At 66.8% G+C, this 16,903-nt stretch carries 21 protein-coding genes; 6 read left to right on the forward strand and 15 right to left on the reverse strand.

The genetic code is table 11. From position 1 onward, the window contains the following. Window positions 1-40 precede the first annotated feature (40 nt). Complete coding sequence (locus ACSQ24_RS15205) at window positions 41-973, reverse strand: ring-cleaving dioxygenase (RefSeq protein ID WP_436095480.1); 933 nt, start codon at window positions 971-973, stop codon at window positions 41-43. 184 nt (window positions 974-1,157) lie between these two features. Between ACSQ24_RS15205 and ACSQ24_RS15210 the strand changes: the two genes are divergently transcribed. Both ACSQ24_RS15210 and ACSQ24_RS15215 read left to right on the forward strand, forming a co-directional pair. Next, window positions 1,158-1,583 carry a DoxX family protein gene (locus tag ACSQ24_RS15210; protein ID WP_436095481.1) on the forward strand — a complete coding sequence of 142 codons (426 nt, stop codon included), beginning with the start codon at window positions 1,158-1,160 and terminating at the stop codon, window positions 1,581-1,583. Between the two features lie 94 nt (window positions 1,584-1,677). Then, window positions 1,678-2,634 carry a LysR family transcriptional regulator gene (locus tag ACSQ24_RS15215; RefSeq protein ID WP_436095482.1) on the forward strand — a complete coding sequence of 319 codons (957 nt, stop codon included), beginning with the start codon at window positions 1,678-1,680 and terminating at the stop codon, window positions 2,632-2,634. A gap of 16 nt (window positions 2,635-2,650) precedes the next feature. On the opposite strand, the gene ACSQ24_RS15220 is transcribed toward ACSQ24_RS15215, so the two are convergent. Then, entirely contained in the window at window positions 2,651-3,154 is a 504-nt protein-coding gene (locus ACSQ24_RS15220; protein WP_436095483.1) for a ferritin-like domain-containing protein, read from the reverse strand. Window positions 3,155-3,302: 148 nt separating this feature from the next. On the opposite strand from ACSQ24_RS15220, the gene ACSQ24_RS15225 reads away from it, so the two are divergent. Next, window positions 3,303-3,473, forward strand: a complete 171-nt coding sequence (locus ACSQ24_RS15225; protein WP_436095484.1) for a hypothetical protein — start codon at window positions 3,303-3,305, stop codon at window positions 3,471-3,473. 30 nt (window positions 3,474-3,503) lie between these two features. Here the strand turns inward: ACSQ24_RS15225 and sugE are convergent, their stop codons facing one another. The 7 genes from sugE to ACSQ24_RS15260 form a co-directional block, all read right to left on the reverse strand. Next, a complete protein-coding gene (gene sugE / locus ACSQ24_RS15230) occupies window positions 3,504-3,818 on the reverse strand; it encodes a quaternary ammonium compound efflux SMR transporter SugE (protein ID WP_436095485.1) in 315 nt (104 codons plus the stop codon). Between the two features lie 128 nt (window positions 3,819-3,946). Continuing rightward, window positions 3,947-4,501 carry a MerR family transcriptional regulator gene (locus tag ACSQ24_RS15235; protein WP_436095486.1) on the reverse strand — a complete coding sequence of 185 codons (555 nt, stop codon included), beginning with the start codon at window positions 4,499-4,501 and terminating at the stop codon, window positions 3,947-3,949. Between the two features lie 35 nt (window positions 4,502-4,536). Then, window positions 4,537-4,851, reverse strand: a complete 315-nt coding sequence (locus ACSQ24_RS15240) for an integration host factor subunit alpha (protein ID WP_436095487.1) — start codon at window positions 4,849-4,851, stop codon at window positions 4,537-4,539. Window positions 4,852-5,316: 465 nt separating this feature from the next. Then, window positions 5,317-6,294: a beta-ketoacyl-ACP synthase III gene (locus ACSQ24_RS15245; RefSeq protein ID WP_436095488.1), complete on the reverse strand. Its 978-nt coding sequence runs from the start codon at window positions 6,292-6,294 to the stop codon at window positions 5,317-5,319. A gap of 109 nt (window positions 6,295-6,403) precedes the next feature. Next, entirely contained in the window at window positions 6,404-7,477 is a 1,074-nt protein-coding gene (plsX, locus tag ACSQ24_RS15250) for a phosphate acyltransferase PlsX (RefSeq protein WP_436095489.1), read from the reverse strand. Between the two features lie 112 nt (window positions 7,478-7,589). Continuing rightward, window positions 7,590-8,141 (reverse strand): YceD family protein, encoded by a 552-nt coding sequence (locus tag ACSQ24_RS15255; RefSeq protein WP_436095490.1) that lies wholly within the window; start codon window positions 8,139-8,141, stop codon window positions 7,590-7,592. Next, complete coding sequence (locus tag ACSQ24_RS15260; protein WP_436095491.1) at window positions 8,138-8,638, reverse strand: ubiquinol-cytochrome C chaperone family protein; 501 nt, start codon at window positions 8,636-8,638, stop codon at window positions 8,138-8,140. Before ACSQ24_RS15260 ends, ACSQ24_RS15255 begins: the two co-directional genes overlap by 4 nt. Window positions 8,639-8,813: 175 nt before the next feature. Here ACSQ24_RS15260 and ACSQ24_RS15265 point away from each other — a divergent pair, with 175 nt between their 5' ends. Then, on the forward strand, window positions 8,814-9,308 hold the full coding sequence (locus tag ACSQ24_RS15265; RefSeq protein ID WP_436095492.1) for an outer membrane protein assembly factor BamE: 495 nt from the start codon (window positions 8,814-8,816) through the stop codon (window positions 9,306-9,308). Between the two features lie 76 nt (window positions 9,309-9,384). On the opposite strand, the gene ACSQ24_RS15270 is transcribed toward ACSQ24_RS15265, so the two are convergent. Further along, complete coding sequence (locus ACSQ24_RS15270) at window positions 9,385-10,305, reverse strand: DMT family transporter (protein ID WP_436095493.1); 921 nt, start codon at window positions 10,303-10,305, stop codon at window positions 9,385-9,387. Between the two features lie 204 nt (window positions 10,306-10,509). Then, window positions 10,510-12,666 (reverse strand): sodium-translocating pyrophosphatase, encoded by a 2,157-nt coding sequence (locus tag ACSQ24_RS15275; protein ID WP_436095494.1) that lies wholly within the window; start codon window positions 12,664-12,666, stop codon window positions 10,510-10,512. A gap of 276 nt (window positions 12,667-12,942) precedes the next feature. Between ACSQ24_RS15275 and ACSQ24_RS15280 the strand changes: the two genes are divergently transcribed. Together ACSQ24_RS15280 and ACSQ24_RS15285 are read left to right on the forward strand one after the other, a co-directional pair. Further along, window positions 12,943-13,200, forward strand: coding sequence for a CopG family ribbon-helix-helix protein (locus tag ACSQ24_RS15280; RefSeq protein ID WP_436095495.1), 258 nt, complete (start codon window positions 12,943-12,945; stop codon window positions 13,198-13,200). Continuing rightward, window positions 13,200-13,493, forward strand: a complete 294-nt coding sequence (locus tag ACSQ24_RS15285; protein ID WP_436095496.1) for a type II toxin-antitoxin system RelE/ParE family toxin — start codon at window positions 13,200-13,202, stop codon at window positions 13,491-13,493. The genes ACSQ24_RS15280 and ACSQ24_RS15285 overlap by 1 nt, the downstream gene beginning before the upstream one ends. Window positions 13,494-13,496: 3 nt before the next feature. On the opposite strand, the gene ACSQ24_RS15290 is transcribed toward ACSQ24_RS15285, so the two are convergent. From ACSQ24_RS15290 to ribH, 4 genes are all read right to left on the reverse strand, one after another. Beyond that, complete coding sequence (locus ACSQ24_RS15290) at window positions 13,497-14,708, reverse strand: MFS transporter (RefSeq protein ID WP_436095497.1); 1,212 nt, start codon at window positions 14,706-14,708, stop codon at window positions 13,497-13,499. 35 nt (window positions 14,709-14,743) lie between these two features. Continuing rightward, window positions 14,744-15,730, reverse strand: coding sequence for a thiamine-phosphate kinase (gene thiL / locus ACSQ24_RS15295; protein WP_436095498.1), 987 nt, complete (start codon window positions 15,728-15,730; stop codon window positions 14,744-14,746). Between the two features lie 187 nt (window positions 15,731-15,917). Next, on the reverse strand, window positions 15,918-16,385 hold the full coding sequence (nusB, locus tag ACSQ24_RS15300) for a transcription antitermination factor NusB (protein ID WP_436095499.1): 468 nt from the start codon (window positions 16,383-16,385) through the stop codon (window positions 15,918-15,920). Next, window positions 16,382-16,879, reverse strand: a complete 498-nt coding sequence (gene ribH, locus ACSQ24_RS15305; RefSeq protein ID WP_436095500.1) for a 6,7-dimethyl-8-ribityllumazine synthase — start codon at window positions 16,877-16,879, stop codon at window positions 16,382-16,384. The genes nusB and ribH overlap by 4 nt, the downstream gene beginning before the upstream one ends. Window positions 16,880-16,903: the final 24 nt, after the last annotated feature.

A 16,903-nucleotide genomic window follows, 5' to 3' on the forward strand; every position in this document is an offset into this window, starting at 1 on the left:
GTAGGGGACGCTCCGCCCGGAGGCGGAGCGCTTATCGGGTTCAGGCCAGCGCCGGCAGGACGGCCTCGATCTCGGCGCGGCGCGGCTCATACTGCGCCGGCAGCTTGAGCGCGCCGCCGAGGTCCTCGGCCGGCTCGTCGATGGCGAAGCCGGGCGCATCGGTGGCGATCTCGAACAGCACGCCGCCGGGCTCGCGGAAGTAGACGGAGCGGAAATAGAACCGGTCCCTCTGCTCGGTGGGACGCAGGCCGAAGGTCTCGGCCAGCGTCTTCACCATCCGCTCCTGCTCGGCGTCGTCGCCGGCGCGGAAGGCGATGTGGTGCACCGAGCCCGCGCCCATCCGTGCCGGCAGGAAGCCGCCGGCGGCGCGCAGGTCGACGACACCGCCATGGACCGTGCCTTCAGCCCGCATGCGGACGGTATTGCCGTCGCGGCCGGCTTCGACGAAGCCGAAGACGTCGCGCAGGATCGCTGCAGTGGCCTCCGTCTTGTCGAGCAGCAGGGTGACGCCGTGGAAGCCGCGGATCGCGAATTCGACGGGCACTTCGCCCTTGTCCCAGGCCGGCTCGCTTTCGCTGCCGGGCACCGCGACCAGCGCGAGCCGCATGCCGTCTGGGTCACGGAAGGCAAGCACCGTCTCACCGAAGCGCTTCTGCGGTGCGTCGTGCGCGACGCCGCTCGCGATGAGCCGATGCGCCCAGTAGCCGATCGCCGCTTCCGGGATGCGGAAACTGGTCACCTCGGCCTCGCCGACGCCGAGCCGGCCGGCCGCGACATGCTCCCAGGGGAAGAAGGTCAGGATCGTGCCCGGATTGCCGCCGGCATCGCCGAAATAGAGGTGCCAGCTGGTCGGATCATCGAAGTTCACCGTCTTCTTGACCAGGCGCAGGCCGAGGACGCGGCTGTAGAAATCGAGATTGCGGCGCGCAGGGCCGGCGATGGCGGTGACGTGATGGATGCCGTTGATCTGCATGATGTCGTCCTCCGGGCTGCAAGAGGCTGCCCTCGTTGACGCCAAGATGGGGCGGCGGACTCGGAAAGTCAGCGGCCAATCATTGCGCTGATGCAATGTCTATCTGTCGATATACCAACTGGAATTGCACATCAGCTGAGAGCAACTTCTGTCGCAGCCCAACCCGGTCCTTCGGAGAAAGACCATGATCGATACTCGTTTCGCCCCCTATGGCGCATTGTCCCTGCGCGTCGCGCTCGGCGTTATGTTCATCGCCCACGCCTATCTGAAGCTCGCCATCTTCACCGTTCCTGGTTTCGCCGGCTTCCTCGGCCAGATCGGCCTACCCGGCTTCCTCGCCTGGCCGATCATCCTGGCGGAGACGCTCGGTGGGCTCGCCATCCTCACCGGCTTCTATGGCCGCTATGTCTCGCTCGCCTTGCTGCCGATCCTGCTCGGCGCGCTCAGCGTCCACGCCCCCAATGGCTGGCTGTTCACCGCCCCGAACGGCGGCTGGGAATATCCCGCCTTCCTCGCCGTCGCCGCCGTTGCGCATGTGCTGATCGGCGATGGCGCCCTGGCGCTGCGCCCTGCCGCCTTCGGCGGCGCTTCGAAGCCCGCTCTCGCCTGAGCGCTTCTCACTGTCGGACAGAACGGGCGACAGGTTGCTGCAACCTGTCGCCCGTACCATGTTCAGGGCAGCCTCTTTCGCCTGGAGCCGTCCCTTGCCGAACGCCGCCTCTTCCGTCGCCTGGGACGATTTCCGACTGATCAAGGCCATCGCCGAGGCGCGCAGCCTGCCGGCGGCCGCCGAACTGATCGGCCTCAACCATTCGACCGTCTTCCGCCGGCTCGGCCAGATCGAGGAAACCCTCGGCACGCGCCTGTTCGAGCGGCACCGCTCCGGCTATGTGCCCACTCCCGCCGGCGAGGAGATGGCAGCCTTGGCCGAGCGGCTGGAGATCGACATCGCCGGCTTCACCCGCCGCCTCGTCGGCCGCGAAATCCTGCCGGCCGGAGAGCTACGCGTCACCACCAACGACTCGCTGCTGGTCGAGTTGCTGACGCCGCTCTTCGCCACCTTCATGAAACAATGCCCGGACATCCGGCTCGAAGTGCTGCTCGGCAACCAGGCGCTCAACCTGAGCAAGCGCGACGCCGATGTCGCGATCCGCGCCACTGACAGTCCGCCGGAGAACCTGATCGGACGGCGTGTCGCCCGGATCGGTTGGGCACTCTATGGACGCGCCACCGACTTTCCGGAGGGGGCTCCATCCGACCAGTCCGAACTCGCCGGGCAGCGCTGGATCTCGCTCGGCGACCAGTTCAGCAACTTCAAGGTCGTGCAGTATCGGCAAAAGCACATCCCGGCCGACCAGACCGTCTACAAGCTCAACACAGTGCTCGGCCTCGCGGAAGCGGTCGAAGCAGGCATCGGCATCGGCTTCCTGCCCTGCTTCATCGCCGACAAGCGCCCGGGGCTGGCGCGGCTCGCGCCGCCACAGACCGGCTACGCCGCCGATCTGTGGCTGCTGACCCATCCGGACCTGCGCCACTCGCCGCGGGTGCGGCTCTTCCTCGACTTCATGGCAGCGGAGCTGACGAAGCTGCGGCCGCTGATGGAAGGCGGCGCGGCAAGCCGGGAGGACGCCGAAGCGCCCTCGCCGGCAGAGGCCGAGTGAAAAGTCGAGACGAAGGTCAAGCCGCCTGGCGGTTGATCCCCGATTCCGCCAGCTTGGTCAGCTTGCTGTCGGCAGCGTGCTCCTCGTCGAGGTTCTGCTGGAGAAGCGCGGCGCAATCCTCGCGGCCGAGCTGCTTGGCCCAGGCGGTCAGCGTGCCATAGCGGGTGATCTCGTAGTGCTCGACGGCCTGCGCCGCGGCGATGATTGCGGCATCCAGCACCTTCTTGTCCTCGACTTCGCCGGTGACCTCGTCAGCCTCTTCGAGGATGCCGTCGATCGCCGGGCAGTCGGTCCCCTTGGCCTCGACGCCATGCTGCTGGAAGACCTGCTCGAGCCTGCGGATATGGCCTTCAGTCTCGCCGAGATGGGCCTGAAGTCCGTTGCGCAGCTGCGTATCCGTGGCCAATTCGATCATCTTGGGCAGCGCCTTGGTGATCTGCTTCTCGGCGTAATAGATGTCCTGGAGCTGATGCACGAAAAGATCGTCCATCGTCGAGATATCCTTGGAAAACAGGCCCATGCCTTCCTCCTTTTTCGTAATGTCCGAACCGAGCCGACGCCGTCTGCCGATGGCGTGCTTCCCTGTCGCTGCAACGTGTGCCGCCGCGAACTGTTCCGGAGATTCGATGATGGATGCGGCCTGCGTTAGCGTGCGCTAGGCTGGCGCCATGGAACTGCTCATTCCCCTGCTCGCCGGCATGGCGTTGATCTGGCTGATCGGCCGCGGCGTCCCCTGGGACGCCAAGCTGATGACAGTCGTCGTGACGCTGGCGGTCATCGTCGCGATCGTGCTGCTCGAGCGCAACGACCTCTGGCCCGAGGCGTTCCGGCGGCGCTGAAACGCCGCCGGCTCCATTGGCTGGCTCGCCTCAAGACACGAGCTTGAGCCCGACGATGCCGGCGACGATCAGCCCGATGCAGGCAAGGCGCAGCGCGGTCGCCGGCTCCCCGAACAGGATGATGCCGAGGACGGCGGTGCCGATCGTGCCGATCCCGGTCCAGATCGCATAGGCCGTGCCGAGCGGCAGGCTCTTCAGCGCGAGGCCGAGCAAGCCAAGGCTCACCACCATGCTGCCGACCGTCAGGGCAGTCGGGACGAGGCGGGTGAAGCCGTGCGTGTATTTCAGCCCGATGGCCCAGCCGATTTCGAAGAGGCCGGCGAAGAAAAGATAAGTCCAGGCCATGGCGGCCCTCCTCACGAGAAGGGCGGGGTCGTCCACGCCTGTAGGGGAACGCGTGCTCAAAAGCATCGCGGAGGCCGTCCTCGCGGCTGATCTAGCGATCCTTGCTCAGTGGTTCAAGCGCCGGCAGATCAGGCGTCCTCGGTTGCCCCGCTCGCCAAGGCGCCGCGCAGCAGGCGGCGGCATTCGATCAGTTCGGAGAGCGTCGCCTTCAGGAAGGCGAGGTCATCGGCGCCGATCAGCGGCTGGGCCGAACGCGGCAGGGACGAGAGAAGTGCCTTCGCAGCGAAGCCCGGCTCGGCGACAGCGGCAGGATGATGATACTGCGCCGATGGCGGCCCCGGCATCGGCTCCGGGCGCGACGGTGCGGCTTGCGCAGCAGAGTGGGCAGCAGGAGCGACGACGATCTCGCCGCCGCGGCCGATCGCCTGGACATGGCGCGGCCCCTGTTCCTTCAGGATGCGCTGCAGGCCCTTGATGGTGTAGCCCTCGCCGTACAGCAGACGGCGGATGCCCTTCAGCAGGGCGACATCGTCGGGCCGGTAATAGCGCCGGCCGCCACCGCGTTTCAGCGGCTTGATCTGGGAGAAGCGCGTTTCCCAGAAGCGCAGGACATGCTGGGGAATGTCGAGGTCGTCTGCGACCTCGCTGATGGTTCTGAATGCGTCTGGGCTCTTGTTATCCAATTCGGCCTCATATCCGCCGTCGTGGAACTCCAGAGTCACTCTTCCTCGCCCGCACCGTTCAGTCCGTTGATCCGCGCCTTCATCACGTTCGACGGCTTGAACACCATCACGCGACGCGGCTCGATCGGAACTTCGACGCCGGTTTTTGGATTACGCCCGATTCGCTCGCCTTTGTCGCGCACCACGAAGGAGCCGAACGAGGATAATTTAACGTTTTCCCCACGCGCGACCGCGTCGCAGATCTCGTCCAGCACCGTTTCGACGAGCTTGGACGACTCTGTCCGCGACAGGCCGATCTTCTGATAGACGGCCTCGCACAGATCAGCCCGCGTAATCGTTTGCCCCGACATCAGTTCCTCCAAGGCGTTTCTTCAAACAGCGGCGTCCCTATCAACCTCGCCCCACCGGAGGCGGACGCTAGGCGGCGAGGCGATTGCGGTCAATCCTCGGCGCGCTCGCACAGGTTGAAAAACGCGGAAAATCCGCGCTGACGACCGCTAAGAAAATGTCATAAATCCAAAGCGCTTAGCGCAGAGCCTCCAACAAGACCTGGACCTATCTGGACGCCGGCAATTCGTCCGACCCGCCAGGAGCGGCGTGCAGCCGATACCGTTGGTATCGGCAAGCGGCGCGCCGCGGGCGGGCGAATTCCCGGCGCCGAAGGTGGGCCTTGGAGGGCCGCCTGCGGCGTCGGACCGACTTGCCGATATCGAAGGATATCGGCTGCACGCTCCTCCTGGCATTCGGCTCCTCCAAGACCCATCCAGATAGGTCCAGGTCTTGTTGGAGGCTCTTTGCCGGCCAATCTGCCGCCGCTACCAGCGGATCAGCGCTGAGCCCCAGGTGAAGCCGCCACCCATGGCTTCGATCAGGACGAGCTGTCCGGGCTTGATCCGGCCGTCCGAATGCGCCTGCGCCAAAGCGAGCGGAATCGAGGCGGCCGAGGTGTTGCCGTGCTGGTCGACGGTGACGACCACCCGGTCCTCGTTGATACCGAGCTTGTGGGCGGTGGCGTCGATGATGCGGCGATTGGCCTGGTGCGGCACGAACCAGTCGATGTCGGCGCCGGTGAGCCCGGTTTCCTCGAAGGTGTGGCGCACCGTATCGGCCAGGTTGACCACCGCGTGCTTGAAGACCTCCCGGCCCTCCATGCGCAGGAAGCCCACAGTCTTGGTCGAGCCCGGGCCGCCATCGACGTAGAGCTTGTTCATGTAGCGGCCGTCGGAGCGGATATGGGTCGTCAGCACGCCGCGGTCGGCGAGCGTGCCCGTACCCTCTTCGGCCTGCAGCACGACGGCGCCGGCACCATCGCCGAACAGCACGCAGGTGGCGCGATCCTCCCAATCGAGAATGCGCGAGAAGGTCTCGGCGCCGATGATCAGCGCTGTCTTCGCCGCGCCGCTGGTCAGGAACTTGTCGGCAGTGGCAAGCGCGAAGACGAAGCCGGAGCAGACGGCTTGCAGATCGAAGGCGGCGCCGTGGCTGATGCCGAGCGCAGCCTGGATTTCGGTCGCGGTCGCAGGGAAGGTATGGTCGGGCGTTGCGGTCGCGACGATGATGAGATCGACCTCGCTCGCCGGGATACCGGCGTCGGCGAGCGCGGCCTCAGCCGCCCTCAGGCCGAGCGTGCCGGTGGTCTCGTCATCAGCAGCGATGTGGCGGGCGCGGATGCCGGTGCGCTGGACGATCCACTCGTCGCTGGTGTCGACCTTCGCCGCCAATTCGGCGTTGGTGAGGATTCGCGCTGGCAGATAGGAGCCGCAGCCGCGCAGGACGGATCGCATTCTGGACAAGGACGTTTCTCTTCCCTACTCGCCCTAGAGCCCGTTCCGATCGGCTTGCCCTGCAAGCCGATCGGAAAAACGGTCTCTCACTTTGTTTGGAGACGGATTCACCGACAGATTATCCAATCTGATCGGATCCGGCTCCCACGACCGGCACCGGCGCTGCGCTGGGCCGCGCCGTCGCGGCGACCATCTCACGCACCTTGGCCATCAGATTCTCACGGGCCATCTCGTAGCCGAGTTCGGTCGCGCTGGCGAACCCGACGGCATCCGTACCGCCATGGCTCTTGATCACAATGCCCTCAAGACCCAGAAAGACACCGCCATTGACCTTGCGCGGGTCCATCTTGTCCTTCAGGGCGGCGAAGGCGCCACGAGCAAGAAGATAGCCGATTTTCGACATCAGCGAACGGCTCATCGCAGCTCGCAGATATTCGCCGATCTGGCGGGCGGTCCCCTCAGCGGTCTTCAGGGCGATGTTGCCGGTGAAGCCCTCGGTGACGACGACGTCGACCGTACCCTTGCCGAGATCGTCGCCCTCGACGAAGCCGTGATAGCTCAGATGCGGCAGGTTGCTCTCGCGCAGGATGCGGCCGGCCTCCTTGACCGCCTCGACACCCTTGATCTCCTCGACGCCGACATTGAGCAGGCCGACGCTCGGCCGGTCGAGATCGAAGACGACGCGCGCCATCGCGGCGCCCATCACCGCGAGATCGACCAGATGCTGGGCATCGGCGCCGATGGTGGCGCCGACATCGAGCACGACGCTCTCGCCGCGCACGGTCGGCCACAGGCAGGCGATCGCCGGCCGGTCGACCTGCGGCATCGACTTCAGGCAGAACTTCGACATCGCCATCAGCGCGCCGGTGTTGCCAGCCGAGATGGTGACATCGGCCTCACCGATCTTGGTCGCGTCGATGGCGCGCCACATCGACGACTTGTAGCGGCCATAGCGCAGAGCCTGGCTCGGCTTGTCGTCCATCTTCACCGAGACCTCGGTGTGGTGGAAGGTCGTCACCGCCTTGAGCGCGGGGTGCGCGTCGAGCAGCGGCAGGACCAGCGCCTCGTTACCGAAGATTACGAACTTCGCATCGGGGCGGCGTTCGAGCGTGAGTGCGGCGCCTGGAATGACCACGGATGGGCCGTGATCCCCGCCCATGGCGTCGAGCGCGATTGTAACCGGACGTGTCATGAAACGGTGGTCAATTCCAGCGGCTGCGCCCCCTGCCGGAGCGGCCGGGCGGGCGGCGGACCATAGCGGGTTGGCCGCCCGCCGCAAGCGAAAGCATTGAGGTTTTTAGCGATCATTCGCCGCGTTTCAACTGCAGGAGCGCAGCGAAAGGCGATTCGGCTGCTGTCTCGGGTGCCGGTTCGCTGAACGCGACGCCAGGCTTGCGCGGATAGGGATCGAGCGCGAGCGCCAGGAATTCGAGCGTGACCACGCCCAGATCGATCGTGCCGTCGAGGATCGGCTCCGGCGGCTCCTCCTCGTTCAGCAGCACTTCGATGTCGATCTCGTCATCCTCGGACGGGCGCGCCATGGCGGCGATCTCGGCCTCCGGCGCGAAGTCGAGCTTGACCGGCACGTTGAGTTCGACCGGGAAGGCATCGAGGGTGACGACGCAGTTCTGGTGCAGGCTCGCTTTGATCATGCCCTCGAGCTTGAGCCGCTCGCCATTGCGCGACAGCGAATAACTCGCCTTCAGTGCCTCGATCGACGCGACACCGAGGAAAGTCGCAACCGCCGCGAGGTCGCCCTGCTCCGCCGCCAGCTCGACGGAGACCGGGCGCAGGGTGATGGTCTCGACACGGATCGGGTGCGAAAACGGCGATGTATCCTGGCTGGAAGCGGTCATGTGGCAATGCTGTCTGCGAAAAGCGGAAACAAAGGGTCGGCGGCAAGGATATCGTCGAGTGTGCGCGTGGCCAAGACAACGGCAGCAGCCCTGACATGGCGAGCGAGCGCCGGCGCATCAACCCCGGCACCGACATTGCGCAGCAGAGCCACCTCGAGCGCGTCAGGCGCCGCGGCGGTGAGCGCCTCTTCATAGCCGCCAAGACGGCCATAGAAGCTGCGGCCGATCTTCTTCATGCGCTTGGGCACCGCGACATCGCTGATACCACCCTGGCGGAAGCCGAGCTCGAGATAGGCGAAGGCCGCATCGATCAGGTCCTGCGCCACATCGGCTGCCGGCGCCGGCAATTCGCGCAGGCGGCGCAGCACCAGGAAGAGGTGGAGTGTCAGGGCCTCGAACCGGCCTTCGAAGTCATCGGGCACTCCCCCTTCGCGATAAAGGGCGGGCTCGCGCGAGGCGCCGACGATACGCTCCAGCAGCGCATTGACCGGCGCCATGCGCGCGCGTTTCCTGCCGAACAGGCCGAAGATCACAGCCGCTACCCTCACCTTTCCCGACTTGCTTCGCTAAAAAGCGACTTGCCTTGCCAAAGCCATGCTCGGGCGTTACGCCAAGCGCACCCTCCATGACAAGCGCGGCAGCACCGCGCGCCTGCCTCCGGATCCGCCAAGCATGACCGCTCCGACCCGCCGTACCGTCCTGATCGGCTCGCTGGCCGCCGCGTTGCCGCTGGCCGGCTGCGGCACCGCTACCAATCTCGGCTTCCGCACCCCGACCTCGGCCGGCCTCAACGAGGAGTTCACCCGCGGCTTCGTCATGGACGACGAGCTGATCGCCAAGGTGAAGCCCGGCATGGACGTGCAGACGGTACTGACCACGCTCGGCACGCCGTCGACCACCTCGACCGTCGGCAATCGGACATTCTACTACATCAGCCAGAGGGTGCGCCGGCGCTTCCAGTTCCAGGAGTTTGCCGTCATCGACCAGCAGGTCCTGGTGATCTACTTCAACAAGGGCTTCAAGGTCGAGCGCATCGCCAATTACGGCCTGCAGGACGGCGTGATCTTCGACTTCATCAGCCGCACCACCGCGACCGGCGGCGAGGAGCAGAGCTTCCTGCGCAACCTGTTCCGCGGCGTCACCAAGTTCACGCCGTTCGGTACCTGAGGCGAATCCGTCCTCGCGGCAGACGAAAGCCCCGCGGCGCTGCCGCGGGGCTTTTTTCTTGCCCGGCCCCGCACTCTCAAGCAGCCTTCGGCTTCCGTTCAGGCAGCGTCATCGCGAACACACCGACGATAACCAGCGCGAGTCCCGCCCAGGCGGTCGCGCTCAAGCGCTCGCCGAGGAAGAGGACGCCAATGGCGACGCCGGTCGGCACGCGCAGATAGGCAACCGATGTCGTGCCGACCGTGCCGAGCCGGTCGATCAGCCGGAAATAGATGATGAAGGCCATCGCGGTCGAGAACACCGACAGAGCCAGCAACGCCTGGATCGACTGAGGTGACGGCGAAAGCGTCCAGGGCCGGTCGATGAGCAGGCTGAAGGGTATCAGGATCACGGCGCCGCAGATCAGCGAGCCGGCCGCCGGCATGATCGGGTCGAGCCCCTTGAAATTGCGCCCGAACAGCGCCGCCCCGCCATAGCAGGCCGCTGCGGCGACGAGAGCGAGCTGCGCCCAAAGCTCGCGGCCGACCCCCGACAGCGCCTCGACGCCGATGATCAGGCAGACGCCGAGCATGCCGGCGGCGACGCCGAGGAGCTTGCGGCCCGCCGCCGCCTCGGCCCGAAAGAGCAGCAGGCTCAACAGGAAGGCGAAGATCGGCGAGCCGGCGTTGAGGATCGAGGCGAGGCCGGCATCGACACTGGTCTCCGCCCAGGCGATCAGGGTGAAGGGCACTGCGCTGTTGAGGCAGGCCTGGATCAGGAAGCGCCGCCAGATGACGAGATCGCGCGGGAGCTTCAGCCCGCGCCAGCGGATGATGACGAGGAGGATCGCGCCGGCAATGAGGGTGCGTGCGGCGATCAGGGTCAGCGGCGGGATCGTCTCGACGCCGAGCTTGATGAAGCTGTAGGACGCGCCCCAGAGCGTCGCCAGCAGAAGCAGCAGGGCAAGCTCGGTCAGGTGCCCGGATCTTGCGGGAGCGGAAGCGGCTGGAGCGGTCATCGGGTCCTCCTGGAGAGGGGCGGACCATGACAGGCGGCGGCGGCCTCGTCGTGCCGGAACGCTACGGTCGCGACCGTAGGCTCGCAGGCAGATTCAACTATCTCGCGATCTGATTCCGCCACGGCACGCAATTCATTGCGCTAAAAAAGAAAAACCCCGCGGATCGCTCCGCGGGGCTCGTGCTTGATCAGGCTGCTCGCGCGCTCAGGAATGCGCCAGGATGGCGAGCAGCAAGAGCGCGATGATGTTGGTGATCTTGATCGCCGGGTTCACGGCGGGGCCCGCCGTGTCCTTGTAGGGGTCGCCGACGGTGTCGCCGGTGACCGAGGCCTTGTGGGCCTCCGAGCCCTTGAGATGGCGCACGCCGTCCTTGTCGACAAAGCCGTCCTCGAAGCTCTTCTTGGCGTTGTCCCAGGCGCCGCCGCCCGAGGTCATCGAGATCGCGACGAAGATGCCGGTGACGATCACGCCCATCAGCATGGCGCCGACGGCGGCGAAGGCCTGGTTCTTGCCGGCGATGGCGTTGATGACGAAGAAGGTCACGATCGGCGCCAGCACCGGCAGCAGCGAGGGAACGATCATCTCCTTGATCGCCGCCTTGGTCAGCATGTCGACGGCGCGGCCGTAATCGGGCCGCTCCGTGCCTTCCATGATGCCGGGCTTCTCCTTGAACTGGCGGCGCACCTCCTCGACCACCGAGCCGGCGGCGCGACCGACCGCGGTCATGCCCATGCCGGCAAAGAGGAAGGGGATCAGGCCGCCGAGCAGCAGGCCGACGACGACATAGGGGTTCGACAGCGAGAAATCGACGACGACACCCTTGAAGTACTGGAAGGTCGTCGAACCCGCCTTGTTGGCCTCGGCCACGAAGAAGTTGAGGTCCGAGGTGTAGGCGGCGAACAGCACCAGGGCGCCGAGGCCGGCCGAGCCGATGGCATAGCCCTTGGTGATGGCCTTGGTGGTGTTGCCGACCGCATCGAGGGCGTCGGTGGAGTGGCGGACCTCCTTGGGCAGGCCGGCCATCTCGGCGATTCCGCCGGCATTGTCGGTGACCGGGCCGAAGGCGTCGAGCGCCACGACGACGCCCGCGAGGGCCAGCATCGCCGTGGTCGCGATGGCGATGCCGAACAGGCCGGCGAGGCTGTAGGAGACGATGATGCCGGCGATGATCACGATGGTCGGCATCGCGGTCGATTCCAAGGAGACCGCGAGGCCCTGGATGACGTTGGTGCCGTGGCCGGTGACCGAGGCCTGGGCGATCGAGACGACCGGGCGCTTGCCGGTGCCGGTGTAGTATTCCGTGATGACGACGATCAGCAGCGTCACCACCAGGCCGACCAGCGCGCAGCCGAACAGGGCGCCCGAGGTGAAGGTGACGCCCTGCCCGGTGGTGAACGACGCCGCAAAGCCGCCGAACATCAGGTAGTTGACCGCCGCGATCGCGGCGACCGAAAGCACGCCGGCGGCGATGAAGCCCTTGTAGAGCGCGCCCATGATCGACTGGTTGGCGCTAAGCTTGACGAAGAAGGAGCCGATGATCGAGGTGACGACGCAGGCCGCGCCGATCGCCATCGGGTAGAGCATCATCGTGCCGAGCGTGGGCTGGCCGGCGAAGAAGATCGCGGCGAGTACCATGGTCGCGACCAGCGTCACCGCATAGGTCTCGAACAGGTCGGCCGCCATGCCGGCGCAGTCGCCGACATTGTCGCCGACATTGTCGGCGATGGTGGCCGGGTTGCGCGGATCGTCCTCGGGGATACCGGCCTCGACCTTGCCGACGAGGTCGGCGCCGACATCGGCACCCTTGGTGAAGATGCCGCCGCCGAGACGGGCGAAGATCGAGATCAGCGAAGCGCCGAAGCCGAGCGCGACGAGCGAGTCGATGACGACGCGGCTCGACGGAGCGAAGCCCTGCATCGAGGTCAGGAAGCCGTAGTAGACGGCGACGCCGAGCAGAGCGAGGCCGGCGACCAGCATGCCGGTGACCGCGCCCGCCTTGAAGGCGACGTCGAGGCCGTCGCCGAGCGACTTCATCGCCGCTTGCGCAGTGCGGACATTGGCGCGCACCGAGACGTTCATGCCGATGAAGCCGGCGAGCCCGGAAAGCACGGCGCCGATCAGGAAGCCGATGCCGACATAGGCGCCGAGCAGATAGGTCAGGATCGCAAAGAGCACGACACCGACCATGGCGATGGTGACGTATTGGCGCTTGAGATAGGCCTGCGCGCCCTCTGCCACCGCGCCGGAAATCTCCTGCATGCGCTGGTTGCCGGCATCGCGTTTCATCACGTCGCCATAGGCCCATAGGCCGTAGACGATCGATAACGCACTCAAGAGTATGATGATGAGCAAGGCCGACATCGAATTTCCTATCCCTGAGAATTCGTCATCCGAGGCAGGACGCCCCGACGGATCCCGGTTTTCCGGGTTGTTGAACGCAGGGAACGGCTCCGCCAGGCCTCACAAAGAATCAGGCCCGCAGCGCCGATCACCAGTGTTGGCGAGATTGTTGCCCAGTTTCCGCCAGAATCGCAAACGGCTCGGCTGACAAAACGGAAAAGATGTCAGGCCATCCTACCTTGCTCATGACACAAACACTCACAAAGTGCACATTGTACACAAAGCGGAGGACGACATATGGCGACGACAACGATGACGGTCCGCCTCCCAGAAGAGGTCAAGGACAAGCTCGGCCGGCTGGCGCAGGCGACGCGACGTACGCCCTCCTTCCTCGCGGGAGAAGCGATCGCGGCCTATGTCGCCCGCGAAGCCGCGATCGTTGAAGGGATCGAGCAGGGCCTCGATGACCTCCAGGCCGGGCGCCTCGTCGGGCATGACGAGGCGATGGCTCGCATCGCCGAGAGCATCGACAAGGCTGGCACCGGCGAGCGCTGATGCGGTCGCTCCTCTGGTCTGTTGCGGCTCTCGATGATTTCGAACGCGCCATTGCGCGGATCGCGACCGAGGATCAAGCGGCCGCCCGGCGCGCCGCCGTGGCGATCGATCGGGCAGCACGGCTGCTGGCAGAGCGCCCGATCGGGCGGCCAGGCCGGGTCACCGGCACCTATGAGAAGACGGTGTCCGGCCTGCCCTGGATCATCGCCTATGCCCTCGACGACGACAGGCTCGTCGTGCTCCGCGTGATCCACAGCGCTCGTGATTGGCCAAAGGAAGGCTGGCCCGTCTGAGCGTCAGCTGGCGCTGGCCACAGCCCGCCTGCCCATGGCCTGCCAGGCGACCAGCGCCAGGGCGATCGCGACCGGCGGGAAGACCAGCCAGTTGACGCTGTCCCAGCCGCCGGCGCTGAGCAGGCCGCCGGAGGAGAAGGAGGCGATCGCGACCGAGCCGAAGACGAGGAAGTCGTTGGCGGCCTGGACCTTGACCCGTTCTTCCGGCCGGTAGCAGTCGGTGACCAGCGCGGTCGCGCCGATGAACCCGAAATTCCAGCCGACCCCGAGCAGGACGAGCACGATCCAGAAATGCGCGACGCTGAGGCCATTGAGGCCGACCACGGCCGCGAGCGCGGTCAGTACCAGGCCGGCGGCGGTGAGCCTCTCCTTGCCGAAGCGGGCGATCAGGCGGCCGGTGAAGAAGCTCGGCGCGAACATGGCGAGCACATGCCACTGGATGCCGAGCGCCGCATCGCCGACGCTGTGGCCGCAGCCGACCATGGCGAGAGGCGCCGCCGTCATGACGAAGCTCATCAGCCCGTAGCTGACGAGTGCAGCGATCACCGAGGCAATGAACTTCGGCTGGCGCATGATCACGGAAAGCGGCCGCCCGCCGCTCGACTTCGCCTGCGTCACCGGCGGAGCGCGCAGCGCCAGCACGACGCTGATCGCTAACAAGGCGAGCGCGCCCTGCGCCAAAAAGCTAGCCGCGAAAGGCGCAGTCGGCGTCAGGTCGCGCGTCCAATAGACCGATTGCGGGCCGATCACCGCTGCCGCCAGCCCGCCGATCATCACCCAGGAGATGGCCCGGGGCTTGAAGCTCTCGCTCGCCGTGTCGGCGGCGGCGAAGCGGTAGCTCTGGACATAGGAGCCGTAGAGCCCGCAGAGGAACGTGCCAAGGCAGAACAGCCAGAACAGGCGCTCGGCCACGCCGGCTGCGGCAATGGCGGCCCCAACCGCGCCGAGCAGCGCGCCGATGACATAGCCGCTGCGGCGGCCGAGCCGGCGCATCATGAACGCGGCCGGGATCACGCCGGCGGCGAGGCCGAGTTGCATCAGGCTGACCGGGACGGTGGCGAAGGCCTGGTTGGAGACCAGTTGCGAGCCGACGATGCCGCCGAGCGAGATCACGATCGCCGGGCTGGCACCGCCGAGCGCCTGGGCGCCGGAAAGCACCAGCGCGTTGCGCTTGGCGAGGACGTCGCCATCCATCACCGGAACATGCTGGTTCATCGCAGCGGCCGCCCTTCGCGGCCACGCGGCCGCCGTCAGAAATGAGCGAAGGAGCCGCGTGCGAAAGTTCGCGGCCGGCCCGCTTCGGTATAGCGCACGCTCCCGGCCTCGGCCGTGACCCGCCCGATGCACGCGAGATCGAGGCCCGCCGCTTCGGCGGCAGCAGCCAGAGAAGGATATTCTCCTTCCGGAACCGTACAGAGAATTTCGTAGTCGTCCCCGCCGGTCCAGGCCAGCTCCGCCAGCGCGGGATCGGCCATGACGGCAGTGCGGGCCGCGGGCGAGAGCGGCACGGCATCGAGATCGATCTCGGCGCCGGCCTTCGAAGCTGCCAGCAGCTTGGCGAGGTCACCGACCAGACCGTCGGAGATGTCCATCGCGGCCGACGCGTGGCCCTGCAGAGCAGCGGCGAATGCGATACGGGGCTGCGGATGCAGATAGCGGTCGGCGAGGAAGGCCCGGTCGGCTTCGGCGAGCCTGCCGACCCAGGCCGGCCGATCCGGGCCATGCGCCTTCAGCCCGAGTGCGCCATCGCCGATCGTACCGGTGACGGCGATGATGTCGCCCGGCTTCGCCCCGGAGCGCAGCACCATGCGGCCGGCCGGGACGCTGCCGAAGGCGGTGATCGAGAGCATCAGCGGTCCCGGCGTCGAGACGGTGTCGCCGCCGATCAGCGGGCAAACGCCCTCGCCCGCCATGGCGCCGAGCCCTTCGGCCAGGCCGGCGAGCCAGGCTTCGGTCCAGCCTTTCGGCAAGGCCAGCGTCAGCACGAAGCCGTCGGGCCTTGCGCCCTTGGCAGCGAGATCGGAGAGATTGACGGCGAGGGCCTTGCGGCCGATCGAGGCCGGCGGATCGTCCGGGAAGAAGTGGACGCCAGCGACGAGTGCATCCGCCGTGACGACGAGCTCATAGCCGCGGGCCGGGCGCAGCAGGGCCGCATCATCGACGAGGCCGAGCCCGTCGCGACCGGCGATCGGCGCGAAATAACGGGCGATCAGCTCGAATTCGCCCACTTCGCTCATGACGAGGCGCACCTGAACTCCCTCCCCCCGCTTGCGGTGGGGAGGGCTGGGGTGGGGGGCAGTACCGCTCGGCACGACGAATCCGGACGGAACTCCGGCTTTCCGGCCCCCCACCCTAACCCTCCCCACCGCAAGCGGAGGGAGGGAATGCGGTGGCGGATCGGCGCTCCGTTCACGAAGCTTTCCATCAAGCTGCCGGCGCGTCGAATTCCTCGGCACGGACGTCGCGGGCCAGCTTGTCGAGCACCGCGTTGACCATGCCGACCTCCTCGCCCTCGTAGAAGGAGCGGGCGACCGCGACATATTCCGAGATCACGGCGCGGGCCGGCACGTCCTTGCGGAAGGCGAGCTCATAGGCACCGGCACGCAGGATGGCGCGGACCACCGCCTCGACGCGCTTCAGTGGCCAGCCGGAGGCCAGCGTCTCGTCGACCGAGCGGTCGACCAGACGCTGCTCGCGCACCACGCCGCCGAGCAGGTCGCGGAAAAAGGCGATCTCGGCCTTGGGGAGCTCGATATCCTCGACCTCCTTGCCGATCCAGAAGGCCTCGAACTCGGCCATGGCCTCGACTACGCCGCGTCCGCCGATCTCCATCTCATAGAGCGCCTGCACGGCCGAGAGCCGGGCGCCGCGGCGCATCTCGGAGCGGCTCATTTCGACTCCTCCGCCAGCGAGCGCTTGTAACGCAGCACCGCGAGCGCAGCTTCCGCCGCCCCGCCGCCCTTGTCCATCTCGATGCGGTTGGCGCGAGCCCAGGCCTGGGCGTCGTTCTCGACGGTGAGGATGCCGTTGCCGAGCGGCAGGGCAAACGCGACCGAGAGGTCCATCAAGGCGCGCGAGCTTTCGCCGGCGACGATGTCGTAATGGCCGGTCTCGCCGCGAATGACGGTGCCGAGCGCGACCACAGCTTCATAGGGATCGACAGACTCGTCGGCGGCGCGCAGGCCGATGACGATGGCGGAGGGGATTTCGAGCGCACCGGGAACGGTGACGCGGTCGACGCGGCAGCCCGCCTTCTCCAGCACGGCGAGCGCCCCGGCCAGGAGTTCGTCGGCGAGGCCGTCATAAAAGCGCGCCTCGACGACGAGCACGCGCGCGCCCTCGAGCGAAGCGACCGAAACAGCCGATGATTGCCGGGGTCCGGCCATGATGAAGTCCTCGTCTGGGATTGA

This window comes from Allobosea sp. LjRoot237 (assembly GCF_964253285.1).
Taxonomy (GTDB): domain Bacteria; phylum Pseudomonadota; class Alphaproteobacteria; order Rhizobiales; family Beijerinckiaceae; genus Allobosea.

What these genes read in the sequence shown, in the direction of transcription:
- ACSQ24_RS15265 (WP_436095492.1), top strand. Translation starts at nt 8,814, where the DNA reads ATGACCGCTCCGACCCGCCGTACCGTCCTGATCGGCTCGCTGGCCGCC.
- ACSQ24_RS15240 (WP_436095487.1), bottom strand. Translation starts at nt 4,851, where the DNA reads ATGTCGGGGCAAACGATTACGCGGGCTGATCTGTGCGAGGCCGTCTAT.
- ACSQ24_RS15290 (WP_436095497.1), bottom strand. Translation starts at nt 14,708, where the DNA reads ATGAACCAGCATGTTCCGGTGATGGATGGCGACGTCCTCGCCAAGCGC.
- sugE (WP_436095485.1), bottom strand. Translation starts at nt 3,818, where the DNA reads ATGGCCTGGACTTATCTTTTCTTCGCCGGCCTCTTCGAAATCGGCTGG.
- nusB (WP_436095499.1), bottom strand. Translation starts at nt 16,385, where the DNA reads ATGAGCCGCTCCGAGATGCGCCGCGGCGCCCGGCTCTCGGCCGTGCAG.
- thiL (WP_436095498.1), bottom strand. Translation starts at nt 15,730, where the DNA reads ATGAGCGAAGTGGGCGAATTCGAGCTGATCGCCCGTTATTTCGCGCCG.
- ACSQ24_RS15255 (WP_436095490.1), bottom strand. Translation starts at nt 8,141, where the DNA reads ATGACCGCTTCCAGCCAGGATACATCGCCGTTTTCGCACCCGATCCGT.
- ACSQ24_RS15210 (WP_436095481.1), top strand. Translation starts at nt 1,158, where the DNA reads ATGATCGATACTCGTTTCGCCCCCTATGGCGCATTGTCCCTGCGCGTC.
- ACSQ24_RS15280 (WP_436095495.1), top strand. Translation starts at nt 12,943, where the DNA reads ATGGCGACGACAACGATGACGGTCCGCCTCCCAGAAGAGGTCAAGGAC.
- ACSQ24_RS15275 (WP_436095494.1), bottom strand. Translation starts at nt 12,666, where the DNA reads ATGTCGGCCTTGCTCATCATCATACTCTTGAGTGCGTTATCGATCGTC.
- ACSQ24_RS15205 (WP_436095480.1), bottom strand. Translation starts at nt 973, where the DNA reads ATGCAGATCAACGGCATCCATCACGTCACCGCCATCGCCGGCCCTGCG.
- ACSQ24_RS15225 (WP_436095484.1), top strand. Translation starts at nt 3,303, where the DNA reads ATGGAACTGCTCATTCCCCTGCTCGCCGGCATGGCGTTGATCTGGCTG.
- ribH (WP_436095500.1), bottom strand. Translation starts at nt 16,879, where the DNA reads ATGGCCGGACCCCGGCAATCATCGGCTGTTTCGGTCGCTTCGCTCGAG.
- ACSQ24_RS15220 (WP_436095483.1), bottom strand. Translation starts at nt 3,154, where the DNA reads ATGGGCCTGTTTTCCAAGGATATCTCGACGATGGACGATCTTTTCGTG.
- plsX (WP_436095489.1), bottom strand. Translation starts at nt 7,477, where the DNA reads ATGACACGTCCGGTTACAATCGCGCTCGACGCCATGGGCGGGGATCAC.
- ACSQ24_RS15270 (WP_436095493.1), bottom strand. Translation starts at nt 10,305, where the DNA reads ATGACCGCTCCAGCCGCTTCCGCTCCCGCAAGATCCGGGCACCTGACC.
- ACSQ24_RS15260 (WP_436095491.1), bottom strand. Translation starts at nt 8,638, where the DNA reads ATGGCGCCGGTCAATGCGCTGCTGGAGCGTATCGTCGGCGCCTCGCGC.
- ACSQ24_RS15285 (WP_436095496.1), top strand. Translation starts at nt 13,200, where the DNA reads ATGCGGTCGCTCCTCTGGTCTGTTGCGGCTCTCGATGATTTCGAACGC.